A 14,816-nucleotide genomic window follows, 5' to 3' on the forward strand; every position below is an offset into this window, starting at 1 on the left:
CAAAATACGCCCGAGGACAGGCGTGGCAGACATCGCGTTGGTATCGGCCGCCATTCCGTCAGCAGCAGGGTTGCGGGATAGGGATAGAAGCTCCGCGTGACCGAGTATCGCGTAGCCACCCCAAGGAGCGGTCTGAATGCGATCTCCTGTTCGAAAGTCGCCCGCGAATGCAGCAGCAGCAGATGGCCACCCGTCGAGGCTAGAGAAAGTGTCCAAGGTTTTCATCACTTTGATCCTTAAAAGCATGCCGAAGACCTCGCTATCAGCGAGGTTGCTCAGTGAGTCACTGAGGTTCAGCGCTTAAGAATCGATTGATGCATCAGACCACCTTTCGACAGGTTCAATAAAGGTTACCACCGATGATTTCAACAGGGTGGTCGATCCAGCCCTCGACGCCTGCGGGCGTCACCATGGACAAGGGCTGCCCATCCAGCAGCAACGTTTTTTCCACGTTGAATACTTCATACATCCGGTCTGTCTCCTCTGTTGTGTCACCGGGTTGCGTCACAGGCTGTGACCTTCACCACGACCCCTGTCCCGCGTGTTTTCGTTCTCGTCGTCACCGCGCTCCTGTTCGCGCTCGTCCTCGATCTCCAGCCGCTCGCGCGGCTTGTTCAGCACATCCTTCAGGCGCTCATTGACGGAGGGCTTGCGCACCTCGCGTCCTGTGTCCTCGCTCATGTCGTGCTCGCCGTGAACATCAAGCGTGTGAACTGCCGCCTGGCCATCGCGGCCCGGGTCCTTTCCCATGATCTCCTTGAGCCGCTCGCGCGCGTAATTGCAGCCTTCCGGTTTCGGCCTGTCGTCCTGGTCCCGTGACCGGCCCACGACCTGCGACAACCGCTCCCGGATATCGTCTGACGCGCGCCCGTCGCGGTCTTTCGCGGTCGCGGCCCTGAGGGCCGCCAGACCGGCAGAGACACGGCCCTGCCCGGCCTCGCGCTCGATGCCATAGGTCTCCCGCGCGATATCCAGCCGCTCACGCATTTCGCGGAAAGCGGCGCGCGCCTGGCGGGCGGCATGGACCACGGCCCCGCGCTCGGTGACGGGGACGTATTCCCGGCCCTGTCGCTCGGCCATCGCCTTGGCACGACGTTCCATGGAATTGGCCGCTGGCCCGAGCTTCAGCTCGGGGTCGCGGTCCAGCTCCTCGGCGGACAGCTTGTCGCCACGCTCCAGCGCCGTCTCACGCTGCTTCTCAAGTGACCGGTGGTCGACACGCTCCACCTCCCCTGCCCGCTCCAGCGCGCGGTTCTGCAACTCGGCCCAGAGGCCGCGCATCTTCTCGATCTCGACGCCGCCGGTCTTGGCAGAGTCGAGCACGCGCGTCTTGGCGGTGAAGCCCTCCGCTTCCAGCTTCCGGGTAGAGGTCAGCACATGGGCATGGTGGTTCCGCTGATCGCCTTCCCGGTGGGGGCTGTGGATCGCCACATCGACGGCCACGCCATAGCGGCTGACCAGCTCCTGGGCGAAGTCGCGGGTGATCTGCGAGCGGTCCTCGGCGCTGATCTCGGACGGCAGGGCCAGCTCCCATTCGCGGGCGGTGACGGAGTTGCGACGGGTCTCGCTGGCCTCGACCTCGTTCCAGAGGCGAGAGCGATCCTGCGCCCAATCTGGGGCGTCCTTCGGTGCCAGGATGAAGGTCTCTTCGATGCCCTGCTTGCGGGTATAATCGTGGACACGGCCTTCGCGCTGGCACTCGATGCGCTCGCCAACACGGTAGGCCGCGGCTGCCGTGGCAGAGCGCCCGGCGCTGCGTTTGATCGTCTTCACGGAGAGGTGGTAGCTGGCCATGCGCCCTACCCTCGCCTGTGACGCGTACGGCAAAAACGCGCGCCGCTGCTGACCCCGGCCCAGGCCCCAACATGGTCCACCGGGTCAGACGTCTTTTCCCCGATGGACCGCGCCCTGCTACGGCGCGATACGAGAGGAAAAGACAGCCCGCCCGAAGTGAGCCTCTGGCTCTCTGAGGCGCGAGCTTGCCAGTGAACTGTCCCCAAATCCCCAGCCTTATGGGGGGCGGGATATGGGGACAGTTCACTGGCGGTTTGCCGGGGGCAAACCCGGTTCGTGGCGGCACCGTCAGGTCCGACGACACGAACCTCCCGCAAGGAAGACGCCAGCGGCTGACCGGCCCCTACCGTGGGGCATCGGGCGAGACGCTGGCGCGACATTGCGGGACGCGATCCAACTGCCAAAGTTGGCCTTGGAGAGTTTGAGAGGCCGGGAGGGCCTTTCATTCCGGCGCGCTTCGCGTCGGACGGTGTTCGCCATCGGCTGAGGCCCTGCCTCAAGGAGATCGCACGCAAATCTCGGAACCGCAGGCGGAGAGTTTGCATAAGTGCGCCCTTGTCCTTTACAGGCCTACGGGTAATCGCTTGCAGTTCATCTGGCAACACAATATTCAACTACAGGTAGTTGTTTGAGTGGAGCGGGCAGTTGGCAGAGACCGAGCTGGAGAAAGCAGAAAAGCGATATGCCCAGGCCAAGGCCCGGCTTCAGGCTTTGAGGAACCGGGAAGCCACCAGACAGCGCAAACTCGACACGCGGCGCAAGGTGATCCTGGGCGGTGCTCTCATGGATCTCGCCGAACGTGACAGCGGGGCCGCTGCGATGCTCGACCGGCTGATCCGCAACCTGCCCCGCGAACAGGATCGCAAGGCTTTCGCGGACTGGGAAACTCCCTCCCCTGCCCCGTCCAGCTCTGATCCGGAAACGCCGTCCTGATGCGGGGCGTGATGCTTGTCTTCGGAGGGCTGTTTCGGTTCTTCGGTCGATTGATCTTCGCGCCCATCCTGCTGGGCTGGATGATCGGCGCTGTCCTGTTCGGCGCGATGATCGGGGCACTTGTCGCCACGCCGTTCGTCTTCGCCTTCTTCGACCAACCGCCCGGCGAAAGCGCGTGGCAGTGGCTGGTCTTCGGCCCGTTCATTTTTGTCGGGGGCATCTTCGGGTTCCAGTATTGGCGCATGGCTTCAGGTGCCGATGCTTACTTCGGGCTGACCGGTGACAGCCACGGCTCGGCGCGGTTTGCGAACCGCAAGGAGCTAAAGAAGCTGGAGCGAGGCAAAGGGCACGACGATGCCGGTCTTCTGATCGGGCGCAACCCGCACACCGGGCGGTTGCTGCGCTATGACGGTCCCGCTCATCTGATCACCCTTGCCCCGACACGGGCCGGGAAAGGCGTGGGCACCGTGATCCCGAACCTGCTGGCGGCGGAACGCTCGGTCCTGGTTATCGACCCAAAGGGCGAGAATGCCCGGATCGCTGGGGAAGCCCGGCGGCGGTTCGGAACGGTCCATGTCCTCGATCCGTTTGCGGTCTCGGGGATGCCCTCTGCCGCCTACAATCCGCTCGACCGGCTGGCACCGGACAGCCTCGACCTGGGCGAGGATGCCGCCTCCCTGACAGAGGCGCTGGTGATGGACCCGCCGGGACAGGTGACGGAAGCGCATTGGAACGAGGAGGCCAAGGCCATCCTTGGCGGTCTGATCATGTTCTGCGTCTGCCACGAAGACCGCGACCGCCGGACGCTTGCCACCGTCCGGGAATATCTCACTCTGCCCCCGGAAAAGCTGCGCGCGCTGCTGGAGTTGATGCAGGACAGTGATGCGGCGGGCGGGCTGATCTCCCGCGCCGCCAACCGCTTCCTCGGCAAGGCGGATCGGGAAGCCGCGTCGGTTCTGTCGAACGCGCAACGACACACGCATTTCTTGGACAGCCCGCGCATTGCCAAGGTCCTGTCGCGGTCTGATTTCCACTTCTCCGATCTGCGCCACCGGATCACATCCGTGTTTCTGGTGCTGCCCCCGAACCGGATGGATGCCTACAGCCGCTGGCTGCGCCTTCTGGTGTCTCAGGCGCTTCAGGATGTTGCACGGGACGCCGAGGCGTCTGCGAGGCCCCTGAGCGGCCCCGCAGACGCTCAGGGGGGCACACAGCGCCTCAAGACGCCCACGCTGTTCCTGCTGGACGAGTTTGCCGCCCTGGGCCGTCTGGAGGCCGTAGAGCGCGCCATGGGGCTGATGGCGGGATACGGACTTCAGCTCTGGCCGATCCTGCAGGACATGAGCCAGCTCAAGGACCTCTATGGCGAACGCGCTGGCACCTTCATCGCCAATGCCGGGGTGCAACAGGTCTTTGGGGTGAATGATTTCGAGACGGCCAAGTGGCTGAGCCAGATGATCGGCCAGGAAACTGCCGGGTTCCAGACCGACAGCTTCAAGCCCGGTGATGGCCCGAGCTTCTCGAACAACCTCACGGGCCGCGATCTGCTGACCCCCGATGAAATCATGCAGCTCCGCCCGGAAAACCAGCTCCTGCGCGTGCAGGGGCAAGCCACCGCCGTCGCGCAGAAGCTGCGCTACTACGCCGACCCTGAGTTCAAGGGGCTGTTCGTCCCGCAGGACCAGTAATCCAAAGGACGCCTTCCGATGCCAGACCAGCCTGAGTTCCCTACCTTTTCCGACGATGATCTGCGCGAAACGCTCGATCTCATGGCAACGGCTGTCGCCAGCATGTCCGACAGGATAGACGATCTGACCGCCGTGGCGGACAAGCAGATCCAGGTTGCGACGGAAGCACGGATCGCGGCTTTCGCCGCACGGGATCAGACCAATCCGAAAAAATACGGGGATCTTCTGGGCCAGACCCTCGATAGCCACCTGGGCGCAACCGCAGACGCCATGACCGATATTGTCAGACGCCTTGGCGTCCAGACGGACAAGACCATCGGGGCCTTGGCCAGATCGGAAGATGACAGGTCCAAAGTCTATCGAGAGGTGTTCGAACGGGAACAGAAAGCGGATCGTCTCAAAAGCTATCTGCCCTGGTTTGGTCTGGGTGCATTGGTTGTGGCCCTGGTGCTGACGGTGACGCTTCCTCGTTTCTTGGCCAGTAACGCTTCCACATGCGTTGTCCTCGGGGCGTCTTGGACTACGACAACCACGAATGTCGATGCGTGCGTGTTCTATCAGCGGTAATGAGAAATCCTACGCTTGCGGCTCGCTTAGCTCGGTGAGTTGGGTGTTATATATGTGTTAGACTCTGTGTTACACGAATTGTGCGGTCGCTTATGGTATTGAAAAGCATACTTTAATCCGACTTATTTTGAGCCTCTGGTGGGTGAAATTACGATAAAGGGTGTGTGATCTTACGAAAGGGGGTGTGTGATCTTACGAAAGCCTGCTTGGTGGGTGATACTACGAATCCCTTGCCTTGGTGGGTGAAATTACGAATAGTAGAGGCATGGTGGGTGAAATTACGAAACCGGATCGGACGCCTCTTCTCCCCTTGCGGCACGCGCAGGGGGATTTCTTCGTTTGTGACATCTTCGACGCTGCGCCCAAGGGCGACATGGCGTCGATGGCGCATCCGATCTTTACCCTTTCGACTAAGCCTGACACCAAAAAACGACGCTATGTGGCTACCGATGGAAAGAGCTACGTGGAAATCAGGCCCAACATGATCGGCCTTGCAACCGTCCACGACCGTGACGTGTTGATCTACTGCATCTCTCAGGTGATGGCGGCTCTGAATGACGGAAAACAGGTTCACAGAACCCTTCGGTTCAAGGCGTACGACCTACTTGTCGCCACAAACCGTCCAGTTGCGGGAACCGGCTACAGCGGCTTGAAAGCCGCGCTGGAGCGTCTCCAGGGAACGCAGATCGAGACTAACATCACAACGGGCGGCGTGGAACAGATTGACGGTTTCAGCCTGATAGATCGTTATCGCATTGTGCGCGAAACCCGTGACGGCCGGATGCTCGATCTCGAAGTCACCCTTTCCGATTGGGTCTTCAACGCCATCGCCGGGGATGACGTTCTGACGCTGAACCGCCGCTACTTCCAGCTCCGCAAGCCCTTGGAACGCCGTCTGTATGAGCTGGCTCGCAAGCAATGCGGCATGCAACCGGAGTGGAAATGCGGTCTGGACAAGCTGAAGGACCGAACCGGCTCCACATCCTCCGACAAAGAATTTCGACGGCTTGTCAAAGCCATCTGCAAGGCTGATCAGGAACACAACCACATGCCGGACTATGCCTTCAGAATGGATGCCGACATTCTCACGGTAACGCCAAAACCGGAATTTCTGGAAAACTATGCTCCCAAACCCGAACAGGACAGGCTGACCGGCGGCTACATCCTGCCCCTCTCGCCCGACACACTGGAACGGGCGCGGGAGCTGGCTCCGACATGGGACATAAAGGTTCTGGTCGGAGAGTGGCGGAACTACGCCGCCAGACAGCAAAATCCCCCGAAGAACCCGGACGCCGCGTTCCTCGGTTTCTGCAAGAGCTGGTTCAAGAAACGCGGTCGCAACGGTTGGTAGAGTAATTACTCAAACACTCATTTGCTCAAATACTCAGACCAAAGATCACGGGTGATGTCGGAGATTGACCGGCCCTCCTCGACCGCCTTAATCTTGATTTTGCGATAAAGTGCCTCTTCGATCTCGGCATTCAGGCGCTTCTTCTTCTCAGTCGTCTCGGTGACTTCGTGCAGGATGCGTTTGCGGGCCTCGTCGCCACGGCTTGGACGTTTAGCGGAAAGGGCCATCACGCGACCTCCCGTGTCGCGGTAGTAAGCACTGCCAGTATCTCGTTGCTCAGCGCCGTGGTCTCCGCTCTCGCCTTCGCATTGTCGGCGTCGAATACGGTCAGCCCTTCCGATGCCGTCTGAGGATAGACTTGGCGTTGTGTTATGGTCGTCTCACAGACAGGCAAGGCGTAGTCGTCCAGTGCGGTTCGCACGTCACTGCCCAGCCGGGTTCCTTCCACGACGCGGGAGACCACAAACCCGGCACGCGGCGATCCATCCGTGACCTCTTGGCGAGCCTTGATGAAATCCACCAGGTCCGACGCTGCCCAAATGTCGTATGGCGATGGTTGAACGGGGATCAGAACGAAGTCGCTGACTTTGATGCAGGCGGCGATCATGTCTTCTAGTTTTGCCGCACCGTCGATTACCACGTAGTCGTAGTTTGCTGCCATACTGGTCAGCGTCTTGACGTTGTTGGGACGGTCCAGCGCGACTAGCTCGATGGGATTATCTTCACTCGCTGCATGCCAGTCACGCGCACTGCCTTGTGGATCGCTGTCCACCATCAGAACCGAGTATCCCAGCTCGTGCAGCGATCTGGCGAGATTGGTGCTGATAGTGGTCTTGCCGCTACCACCTTTCGGATTCAGGACGGAAATTATACTCATAGCTCTGCCTCATTTGTGTATTTACTCAAAAGTGTAACTGAGTATTTGAGGCGCGACAAGTTTGGTGTGAACTGATCCCCCAGCATTCACCAGCGAGAAAGTGAGCGACAGATGTACTACTCACTTACTCAAAAACCCATTTGAGTAAGTAAGTGGCGCGGGGGGCGGACGTGAATGCTATGGACGTTCTAAAGCTAGTCCTGTCGCGCTCTGAAGTCTCCTACTTTGCATTTTTCAGGTGAATACACCAAGGTTCTTCGGCCAAGCCCGCTCGCGGCGGACTAGTCGCGATAATCGCGGATCATATCGCGATTCAGCTTCTTGGCCGGAACGAGCCTGTAGTGTCGTTCCTCGACGACTTTGATCTCGTCGTCCTGCAAGGTAAGCTCAAAAAGGGCTATGACCTCGTTTTCCATGAACTGAGCTGCGATGGCACGGCAGCGCATTCCGGGAAACTTGTCCTCTACGAAGCGGATGTCCTGAGAAATCTGCACGATTCCGATCTGGTCTTTGCCGCCCTTCGCCTGCACCGGAATGACGTAATGACAACCGCGCTTGTCGAGGCCGACGTAGAGCTCGTCGATTTCGATCTGACCGATACCCTTCACGGTGGTTCGCAGGTGGTTTTGCAAGCTGTAGGTCGTCAGGCCCAGAAACGTGTCGATCAGGCGGTTGTAACGCACGATCGCGAGAAGCGCTTGCTCGTCGTCGAGGGCATAGGCGCGGATCAGCTCGGGTGTAGCGTCCGGGATATCGGTTCGAACCAAGTCGTCGCGGGGCAAAACGCGATTAGCCTTGACCAGGCTGAACTTGTAGAGCGCCCGGCCTGCAAGCTCGATTACCCATTCCATGCCTTCGGGCTGAGTAGCGACGATGCGATCAGGCAGGGCATTGCGGAACCGGAACGAGTAGAGCACATCCCCGAGGTTCTTGGGGAGTTTGATGTCGAGATCGGTTGCCGCGTCCTCAATGTCTTCCCGAGAGAAGTCGAGCGATACGGCTCCGTCCTTGTAGCGGTCGAAGAATATCTTCTCGATGAGAGACCCATAGCGATTGAGGGCTTTAGCCATGGGCTTCGACCCCTTCCAGTAGCCTAGCCCGCTCGATGTCGATCTGCTTGCGCTTGGTCGCGCCGCTCTTTCTGTCGCGCCTGGACTTGGGGGTCGCCACCTCGAAGTGCGCGGATGCGGCTGAAAGGTCGAAGCTCAAGAGGGCGGGATCGCCCAAAGATATGCTCGTTTGGGGACGCAAAGGCTCGATGCCGAGGGCCGCGACAATCTGGGCAGCCACGGCGCGGGCGAGAGGGGGCGGAACGGCGTTTCCGATCTGTCGCGCGCCATGCCATTTCGTGACGTTGAACCGGAACCAGTCAGGGAAGCCGTGAAGCCGTGCCATTTCGCGGACGGTGACACAGCGGGCAAGACGGTAGTGGATCGGGCGTGGGCTGGTGAACGCGCCGCGAGCCCCGTCTGTGCCTGCACGTAGGGTGTTCGATACCCCATTAGCCGGAAGGCGGAAGAGACGGCTGATGGGCTCGACCGTGCCGGGCTCCGTCTCAGCGAAGCGACGGCGAGAAATATCGGTGTGCTCCGTCCGCGCGCTCGATGTCAGCACGGCCGGGTTCCAGTCGCGCGGGTGTCCGAAATGCCATGCGTCGTTGCCGAAGCAACGCAGCTCAGAGGCATAAGCGGATGGATTGCCGAACCTGGTCGTCGCGACGGCATCCGAAGAGGCAAGGGTCGCAAAGCTTTCTGCATCGGGAAGATCGCCGAGTGCGTCCTGCGCGGTCGGGCCTAATGGCAAGTCCGAGAACCGCTTCTTTTTTCCCGGAATGTTGGACGTAGGCTCAGGATAAGAGGGCAGGGAGCGTCCCTTCTTGCCCCCCATCAGTATCAGCCTCTCCCGCGATTGCGGGGTGCCGTAATGACCTGCATTGAGCACCTTCCAGGGCAGGCTGCAGTCGTAGCCAGCAACGTCGAACGCCTGTACGAGCTCTTCCAGGAAGCGCTTGTGCCTACCGACAGTCAAACCTTTCACATTCTCGAACACGAAGGTCTCCGCATCGAGCTCGCGAACGATCCGTACGAAATCCAGCACGAGGCGGTTACGGGGGTCGTCGAGTACGCGGTGCCCAATCAACGAAAAGCCCTGACAAGGCGCGCCGCCGAAAACGCAATCGACCCGCTGACGGCCGATCCCGGCCGCGCGCCGGATGTCGTCGCCGCTCAGTTCCGCGACCGAACCCGGCAGAACCGCCGTGCGCGGGAAGTTGAACTTGTGGACTGCGCAATGGACCGGGTCGATCTCGACAGCTGCCTTCACATCGAAACCGGCCTGCTCGAAGCCGAGACTGAGCCCTCCGGCTCCTGCGAATAGGTCGATCCCGATCGGTCTCATGCTGCACGTCCCCCTGCACGTTTCTTCGTATTTTAAAGCCAGTGTAGAGCACCACGCGCACGATGTCGATCGTAATTTAGGGCTTGCCCACAAAGGCCTCCAACCGAACCGCCAGCTCTTCGAGATCTCTGGTCTCGCACTGCCAAACCACGAGAACGTCCCAACCGAGCGATTCGAGATGTTCTACCTTCGTTCTGTCTCGGTTAACATTTCCTTCGAGCTTGGGCAGCCAGTAATCGAGCCGGGACTTCGGGAGCTGACCCTTCGGACAACCGTGCCAGTGCCAGAAACATCCGTGCACGAAGATCGCCTTGCGATGGCGGGGCAGAACGATGTCGGGGCGGCCGGGAAGGTTTTTCGGTGAAGCCGGAAGCGATAGCCGAGCCGGGGCAGAACCTGTCGGACAACAAGCTCCGGCTTGGTGTTCTTCTGCTTAAGGGATTGCATGATCCGCCTGCGCAGCTCCAGTGTGCGGGTGTCCATGAGCTGTTTTACGCTCGCCGAACAGTCCGCTCGCTAACCTTGAACAAACGTGCGATCTCCGGGACCGCGCGGTGTTCGTAGTCCCGCATCCGCCGTACCTCGGCTTTCTGCGCCGACGACAGGGCAGGGGGCCTACCCCCGATACGACCACGCTTGCGTGCGGATGCCAGCCCTTCTCTGGTCCGTTCGGAAATTCGCTCCCGTTCGAACTGTGCGATGGATGCGAAGACGTGGAACACAAGACGGCCGGCCGGCGTCGTTGTGTCGATGTCCTCGGCGAGGGACCGGAATCCGGCACCGCGTTCCCCGACCGTCTCCACGATCTCCAGAAGGTCTTTCAGCGAACGGGCAAGGCGATCGTATTTGGTGACAGTTACAACATCGCCATCGCGGAGCTGGTCCAGCATCCTGTCCAGCTCGGGCCGCTCGCGCTTCGATCCGCTGATCCTGTCAGCAAACAGCTTGCCAGCTCCGGCCGCTTTCAGGGCGTCGGTCTGGGCATCAAGATTCTGGTCGTCAGTGCTGACGCGGGCATATCCGATAATCATGCCGTGATCTGGTCAGAAAGGTAGGTTTTTGTCCAGCGGCTAGAAACCGACTACTCTGCGATGCGGTCCAACCAAATGTCCCATCGTCAGCAAATCGTAGCTGTTGCTGAAGCTCGTCAGATAGAATTCGTAAACTTCCCCGTTCACATCCGTGAAAAGACAGGTCCCCTCACCCATGGGACCCCTCTTGGTTGGGCGAACGTAGCTGCACATCGCTGAGTAGGTCTCGGCATCAGTCACGTGTCCGAACCGATCAACAAAACTGTTTGAACGGATAAAATAGGCTACATTCTCGCTCCCGGCACGTTTACCGATGTCCGCATGATATGGATGGCGGCCGATCATACCGAACATAGGTACTGCTGGATCCCGGCACTGAATGGCTTGCCAAAGGGTTGTCGTGATTGTGTTGCCGTAGTCTTTGGACAGCTTCTGTAGCGTCTTCCATTCTAGGTCATGATCCCGGACTTCCGTTGAAAAACGGTCTCCAAGAAAAATCAACTGCCGGGCCCCATAGTTGGCTTCGGCTTCCATCTCTTGATGACAACGCGGGCTCAGAGATTCCTCGTTATCTCCAAGCAAGAGACTACGGTGCCAAGGCAACAGATCGTGCGTGATTTCGTGCGCCAGTATAAAGCGCCGTTTCTTATCCACGACGTCCTTATCGATATAGATTTGGCGCTGTTCGGGAACAATGAGCGCTTTCAGTCCTGCTTTCGTTACCACATCGAACATGCGGTGGGCGCTGGTTGTGATGAAATTTCCCGCCAACGTGACGCGGTGAGCCATTTCGTCGAGCAGGTTCAGATCGGATTTACTGTAGTAGGTAAGATCAAGCTTCTGCAAAGCCCGCACGTCCTCAAGCTTGAGAGGCGGCTCCGGGTTGCCAAGGTCTCTGAGCAGCCGCCGAACCAATTCATCAATGTCGGCGGCTGCAAACTGATCTATCTTGGGTTCGTCATTTGCCATCTGTTTTAGTCCCGCCATTGTAAATGGACAGGAACTTGACGAAGTCGTTCAAGCTACGTCGCTCGGCTCTGGAAAGCCCCGACAGATCGTCGGAGCTCGCCGCGAACTTGTGAACAGCATCCTCCAGCGAGTGATCCACGGCCGGGGCATCTGGCAACAGGTTCAGCAACGACTTGGCAGGAACCTTCACATATTCTGCCAGATTATGGATTGTCCTCGGACGTGGCGAGTAGCTTGGGTCTTTTTCTATGGCAGCAACCTCTTCAGCCGAAACCCGGACACGCTCGGCAAACTGCGCAACCGACAAACGATCCCGACGGCGAGTCATGTGCACCAGAAGACCTAGAGCCGCGTCACTACGGCTCGCCGGTTGAACAGCTTGCCTGTCCTTTGGTTTCTGATATTCTGCTGCACTTTCCAGAGCATTCACTACATCCGCAGATCGGCGAATGCCGCGCCCGGCTTCAACTTCGCCGATTGGATCGCTCTCGATCTGTCGGCGCAGCCAGTCGTTATCAACGCAAAGCTTCATGGTCATTCTCCTTTCTTTGTTATGGCCCGGCAGATATCAACTGCTTGGCTTGGGTTGTGGACAGCTCGAAGTACCTCAGATTCTGGTAGTCTTTATCTGCTCCCATATCAGTCATGCTCAGCCTGTCCCTGTAGAAAGCCTCGGCACCCGGAAGTGAATGCAGCGCAACTCTACCTGCAAATTCTTCCTCGATACTCAGCGAGACCGCTGACATGAACAGAACCCTTCCGACGCCTTTATAGGTCGGGGTCTCGATCAAACCACGCCTGTTCCATGGAGCGGTTGCCAGAAAATCCACATACACCAGCGGCATTCTGGGATGCTCCGGGTGGCGGCTGAAGCATTTTGCGCCGCCCTTGACCACAAGCATCATACCCTGCGTCTCGCCGTCGGCCTCGATGCCGAAAAGCTCATAGTTGAGTGGGTTCTGTAGCGCTTGAAGCGCCTTGGCAGCCCATTCCCAGTGCGCGTCCTCGGGCCGGTTTTCAGCCGCCGCAGCATCGAACATTGGGGTCCAGCTTGCTTCAATACTCTGAAGCGTCGCCAGATCAATGCCCCGGAAGAGGACAGCATCGTGAAACTTGCCACTCTCCAGCCCGAATAGCGGTATCGTACCGATTGCCTGTTTCACAGCACCATCAGCTCGATCTTTTCCGCTTTGTCAGCGCTTTCGACAAAGACTTTCTCCCCACGCTCAAGACGTTCATCGACTGATTTGTAGAGCCGTAAAGCCTGTCGAACGAGGGCCGTTTTCGAAAGCCCCTTTCCTTCACACAGGCGCTCCAGAACGGACATTTCCGCTTCTGTCAGGTTGAGTGTCATTGTTCGTTTCATAGGGGCCTCCTTCGATGGGTGATATAGTCTCCACTATGGTCGGCGTCAACAAAAAAGGTGCAAAAAATAGCTAGACAGTAGCTATTTTTTGCTTATTATTTGGCTAGTATCTACTAGGAGTATTCAGATGACTAAGAGAAACCAGCACGTTGTCCCGCATGATCGTGGATGGGCAGTAAAAGGAGCGGGCGCAGGTAAAGCTACTTCCGTTCACACTACCCAACGCGAAGCAATCGACGCGGGTCGGGGCATCGCTCGCAACCAAGGTTCCGAGCTGCTTGTCCACGGACGCAACGGTCAAATTCGTGAGCGTGACTTTCACGGCAACGATCCCCACCCCCCGAAAGGATGACCAAATGACAGTCAAGTTTCGCTATAAGGGTCGCACCTTTAACTCGGCGCAGTCGCTCAATTCGGCACTGAAACGGGATATGAACCAAGCCGTGGAGCGGTCTATCCGGAGCGCCGCTTCCGGCGCAGGTGCTCGTGTCCGAAAGACCGGCCAAGGCTATACGGTTGAAGGTTCCGAGGAACAGCTTGCCCGCTTCAACCGTCGCCTTCGCTAATGGTGACGGCAAGCTGGCCGGATCAGCATCCGGCCAGCTTCAATGCATTCATTGCTCAAAAAGGCAGGACTAAAACCTGCCAAAACAGCTTTAGTTTTGCCGTGGGTTTTTGTCCTGCCTAAGCGATTGACGTGGCATGGGGCAGGGGATGCGGACAAAAACGATCGTTTTTTTGCCCATCGTTTTTTTGCCCATGGATTCTGGCAGGGGATTTCTGTCCAGTGAGCGGACAAAACGAAACTTCGGCACATTCGACTTACGTCTCGCCTCAGCTCATGCCTGTTCTGCGCCCTACCGCTCCGGTCGCAGCGGTAGGACACTTTCGAAGCCAGTCGAAAAGACGATCAGGCTCCTCTGGATGAGGCAGCCGCTTTAGCGCCGTTTCCTCGAAGTGTTTTCTATATCACTGCAACCCGTAGTGGAAACAACCAGTCGCCTGCGAGAGGGCGCCAGCGCTCCGGTAACGGTGCCTTCTCCGGCTGAAGGCGCTCTATCTCCATCAGTAGACGTACCAAGAGCGACCGGGAAAGGGTATGGCCGAGACAAGCATGGTTTCCCATACCGAAGGTTAGCGGGCGGGAGGATCGATCGGAGTTGAATTGCTCTGGGTCGGGAAACGCATCCGGGTCATGGTTCCCGGCAGCCCAGACCATAGCAAGAGGTGTCCCCGGCTCGATGACGATGTCACAAACCTCTATGACATCGGTAGTGTACCTCATCGTCAACGGCGTCGGACTTGCCAAGCGCAGGCACTCGTCCGCACAGCGTGAGGTCGGACGAACGGCTTCGCTGTTGGCAAACGCTACACGCATCGCGGCGTCGATTCCAACGGCGACTGTCTCGATCCCGTCGAAGGCAATTCCGGCAAGTAGCTCGACCGTTCTGTCAGCGCCCAGGCTCGATTGAAGGGACGCGACAAATGGAGACGGACCACGCAAGGCGATCTTGCAGAGTTCATTGAGATCTATTGCGCCCACTTCTGCCAAATCGGCCTTGTCTGAACGCGGGTTGGGAGACAGCAGGTAAGCCATTTTCTTGACCGCAGCCTCGCACCGTTGGGCATCCTCCGGAGAAAGCCCGAGAAGGGCTGCCCAGCTAGCGCGGACGATGCGCTCGACCAAGTCGACCCGCAGATCGGCTCTTTCAGGCGCAGCTTGCACAACGCCGCGCACAGCTTCGTCAGTTAATGCCTGAAGTGGAAGCGAAGCGAAGGCAGCGATCATCGCGCCACGCTCCAACCGGTGCACCGGGCCCGATTGCGTGAACAGCGCACGGTC

General features: G+C 59.0%; 19 protein-coding genes and 1 pseudogene. 6 read left to right on the forward strand and 14 right to left on the reverse strand.

The features are described from left to right. The 3 genes from ACXAED_RS00005 to mobQ form a co-directional block, all read right to left on the reverse strand. Positions 1–225: hypothetical protein (locus tag ACXAED_RS00005; protein WP_475046012.1), on the reverse strand; the 225-nt coding region annotated here is incomplete at its 3' end. Positions 226–340: 115 nt separating this feature from the next. After that, a complete protein-coding gene (locus ACXAED_RS00010; protein WP_475046013.1) occupies positions 341–469 on the reverse strand; it encodes a hypothetical protein in 129 nt (42 codons plus the stop codon). Between the two features lie 35 nt (positions 470–504). Further along, positions 505–1,794, reverse strand: coding sequence for a MobQ family relaxase (gene mobQ / locus ACXAED_RS00015; RefSeq protein ID WP_475046015.1), 1,290 nt, complete (start codon positions 1,792–1,794; stop codon positions 505–507). A gap of 645 nt (positions 1,795–2,439) precedes the next feature. Between mobQ and ACXAED_RS00020 the strand changes: the two genes are divergently transcribed. The 4 genes from ACXAED_RS00020 to ACXAED_RS00035 all read left to right on the forward strand — a co-directional run bounded on the left by ACXAED_RS00020 (position 2,440) and on the right by ACXAED_RS00035 (position 6,333). Beyond that, a complete protein-coding gene (locus tag ACXAED_RS00020) occupies positions 2,440–2,727 on the forward strand; it encodes a mobilization protein (RefSeq protein ID WP_475046017.1) in 288 nt (95 codons plus the stop codon). 11 nt (positions 2,728–2,738) lie between these two features. Then, positions 2,739–4,415 (forward strand): type IV secretory system conjugative DNA transfer family protein, encoded by a 1,677-nt coding sequence (locus tag ACXAED_RS00025; protein WP_475046019.1) that lies wholly within the window; start codon positions 2,739–2,741, stop codon positions 4,413–4,415. Between the two features lie 18 nt (positions 4,416–4,433). After that, entirely contained in the window at positions 4,434–4,982 is a 549-nt protein-coding gene (locus ACXAED_RS00030) for a hypothetical protein (RefSeq protein ID WP_475046021.1), read from the forward strand. Between the two features lie 265 nt (positions 4,983–5,247). Then, positions 5,248–6,333, forward strand: a complete 1,086-nt coding sequence (locus ACXAED_RS00035; protein ID WP_475046023.1) for a replication initiator protein A — start codon at positions 5,248–5,250, stop codon at positions 6,331–6,333. A 17-nt stretch (positions 6,334–6,350) separates the two neighbouring features. Here ACXAED_RS00035 and ACXAED_RS00040 read toward each other — a convergent pair whose 3' ends face one another. The 10 genes and pseudogenes from ACXAED_RS00040 to ACXAED_RS00085 form a co-directional block, all read right to left on the reverse strand. Then, positions 6,351–6,560, reverse strand: a complete 210-nt coding sequence (locus ACXAED_RS00040; RefSeq protein ID WP_067291621.1) for a plasmid partition protein ParG — start codon at positions 6,558–6,560, stop codon at positions 6,351–6,353. Continuing rightward, positions 6,560–7,210: a ParA family partition ATPase gene (gene parA, locus ACXAED_RS00045; protein WP_067291623.1), complete on the reverse strand. Its 651-nt coding sequence runs from the start codon at positions 7,208–7,210 to the stop codon at positions 6,560–6,562. Before parA ends, ACXAED_RS00040 begins: the two co-directional genes overlap by 1 nt. A 281-nt stretch (positions 7,211–7,491) precedes the next feature. Continuing rightward, positions 7,492–8,280 (reverse strand): endonuclease, encoded by a 789-nt coding sequence (locus ACXAED_RS00050; protein ID WP_417463111.1) that lies wholly within the window; start codon positions 8,278–8,280, stop codon positions 7,492–7,494. Beyond that, complete coding sequence (locus ACXAED_RS00055; RefSeq protein ID WP_475046024.1) at positions 8,273–9,607, reverse strand: DNA cytosine methyltransferase; 1,335 nt, start codon at positions 9,605–9,607, stop codon at positions 8,273–8,275. The genes ACXAED_RS00050 and ACXAED_RS00055 overlap by 8 nt, the downstream gene beginning before the upstream one ends. Positions 9,608–9,683: 76 nt before the next feature. Next, a pseudogene (locus tag ACXAED_RS00060) lies at positions 9,684–10,090 on the reverse strand (very short patch repair endonuclease). 8 nt (positions 10,091–10,098) lie between these two features. After that, on the reverse strand, positions 10,099–10,638 hold the full coding sequence (locus tag ACXAED_RS00065) for a recombinase family protein (RefSeq protein ID WP_417463109.1): 540 nt from the start codon (positions 10,636–10,638) through the stop codon (positions 10,099–10,101). A 39-nt stretch (positions 10,639–10,677) separates the two neighbouring features. After that, entirely contained in the window at positions 10,678–11,607 is a 930-nt protein-coding gene (locus ACXAED_RS00070; RefSeq protein WP_475046026.1) for an ImmA/IrrE family metallo-endopeptidase, read from the reverse strand. Further along, complete coding sequence (locus ACXAED_RS00075; protein ID WP_417463107.1) at positions 11,597–12,145, reverse strand: helix-turn-helix domain-containing protein; 549 nt, start codon at positions 12,143–12,145, stop codon at positions 11,597–11,599. The genes ACXAED_RS00070 and ACXAED_RS00075 overlap by 11 nt, the downstream gene beginning before the upstream one ends. A 13-nt stretch (positions 12,146–12,158) precedes the next feature. Further along, positions 12,159–12,770 carry a hypothetical protein gene (locus ACXAED_RS00080; protein WP_417463106.1) on the reverse strand — a complete coding sequence of 204 codons (612 nt, stop codon included), beginning with the start codon at positions 12,768–12,770 and terminating at the stop codon, positions 12,159–12,161. Then, positions 12,767–12,973, reverse strand: a complete 207-nt coding sequence (locus tag ACXAED_RS00085; protein WP_021695331.1) for a ribbon-helix-helix protein, CopG family — start codon at positions 12,971–12,973, stop codon at positions 12,767–12,769. Before ACXAED_RS00085 ends, ACXAED_RS00080 begins: the two co-directional genes overlap by 4 nt. A 127-nt stretch (positions 12,974–13,100) precedes the next feature. On the opposite strand from ACXAED_RS00085, the gene ACXAED_RS00090 reads away from it, so the two are divergent. Both ACXAED_RS00090 and ACXAED_RS00095 read left to right on the forward strand, forming a co-directional pair. Further along, entirely contained in the window at positions 13,101–13,325 is a 225-nt protein-coding gene (locus tag ACXAED_RS00090) for a DUF2188 domain-containing protein (RefSeq protein ID WP_475046028.1), read from the forward strand. Between the two features lie 4 nt (positions 13,326–13,329). Further along, on the forward strand, positions 13,330–13,539 hold the full coding sequence (locus tag ACXAED_RS00095; protein WP_417463104.1) for a hypothetical protein: 210 nt from the start codon (positions 13,330–13,332) through the stop codon (positions 13,537–13,539). Between the two features lie 398 nt (positions 13,540–13,937). Here the strand turns inward: ACXAED_RS00095 and ACXAED_RS00100 are convergent. Next, positions 13,938–14,816, reverse strand: an 879-nt coding sequence (locus ACXAED_RS00100; protein ID WP_475046030.1) for a cytochrome P450, incomplete at its 5' end; no start/stop codon positions are given.

The sequence above is a fragment of the Leisingera sp. ABM4_103 genome (assembly GCF_056158685.1).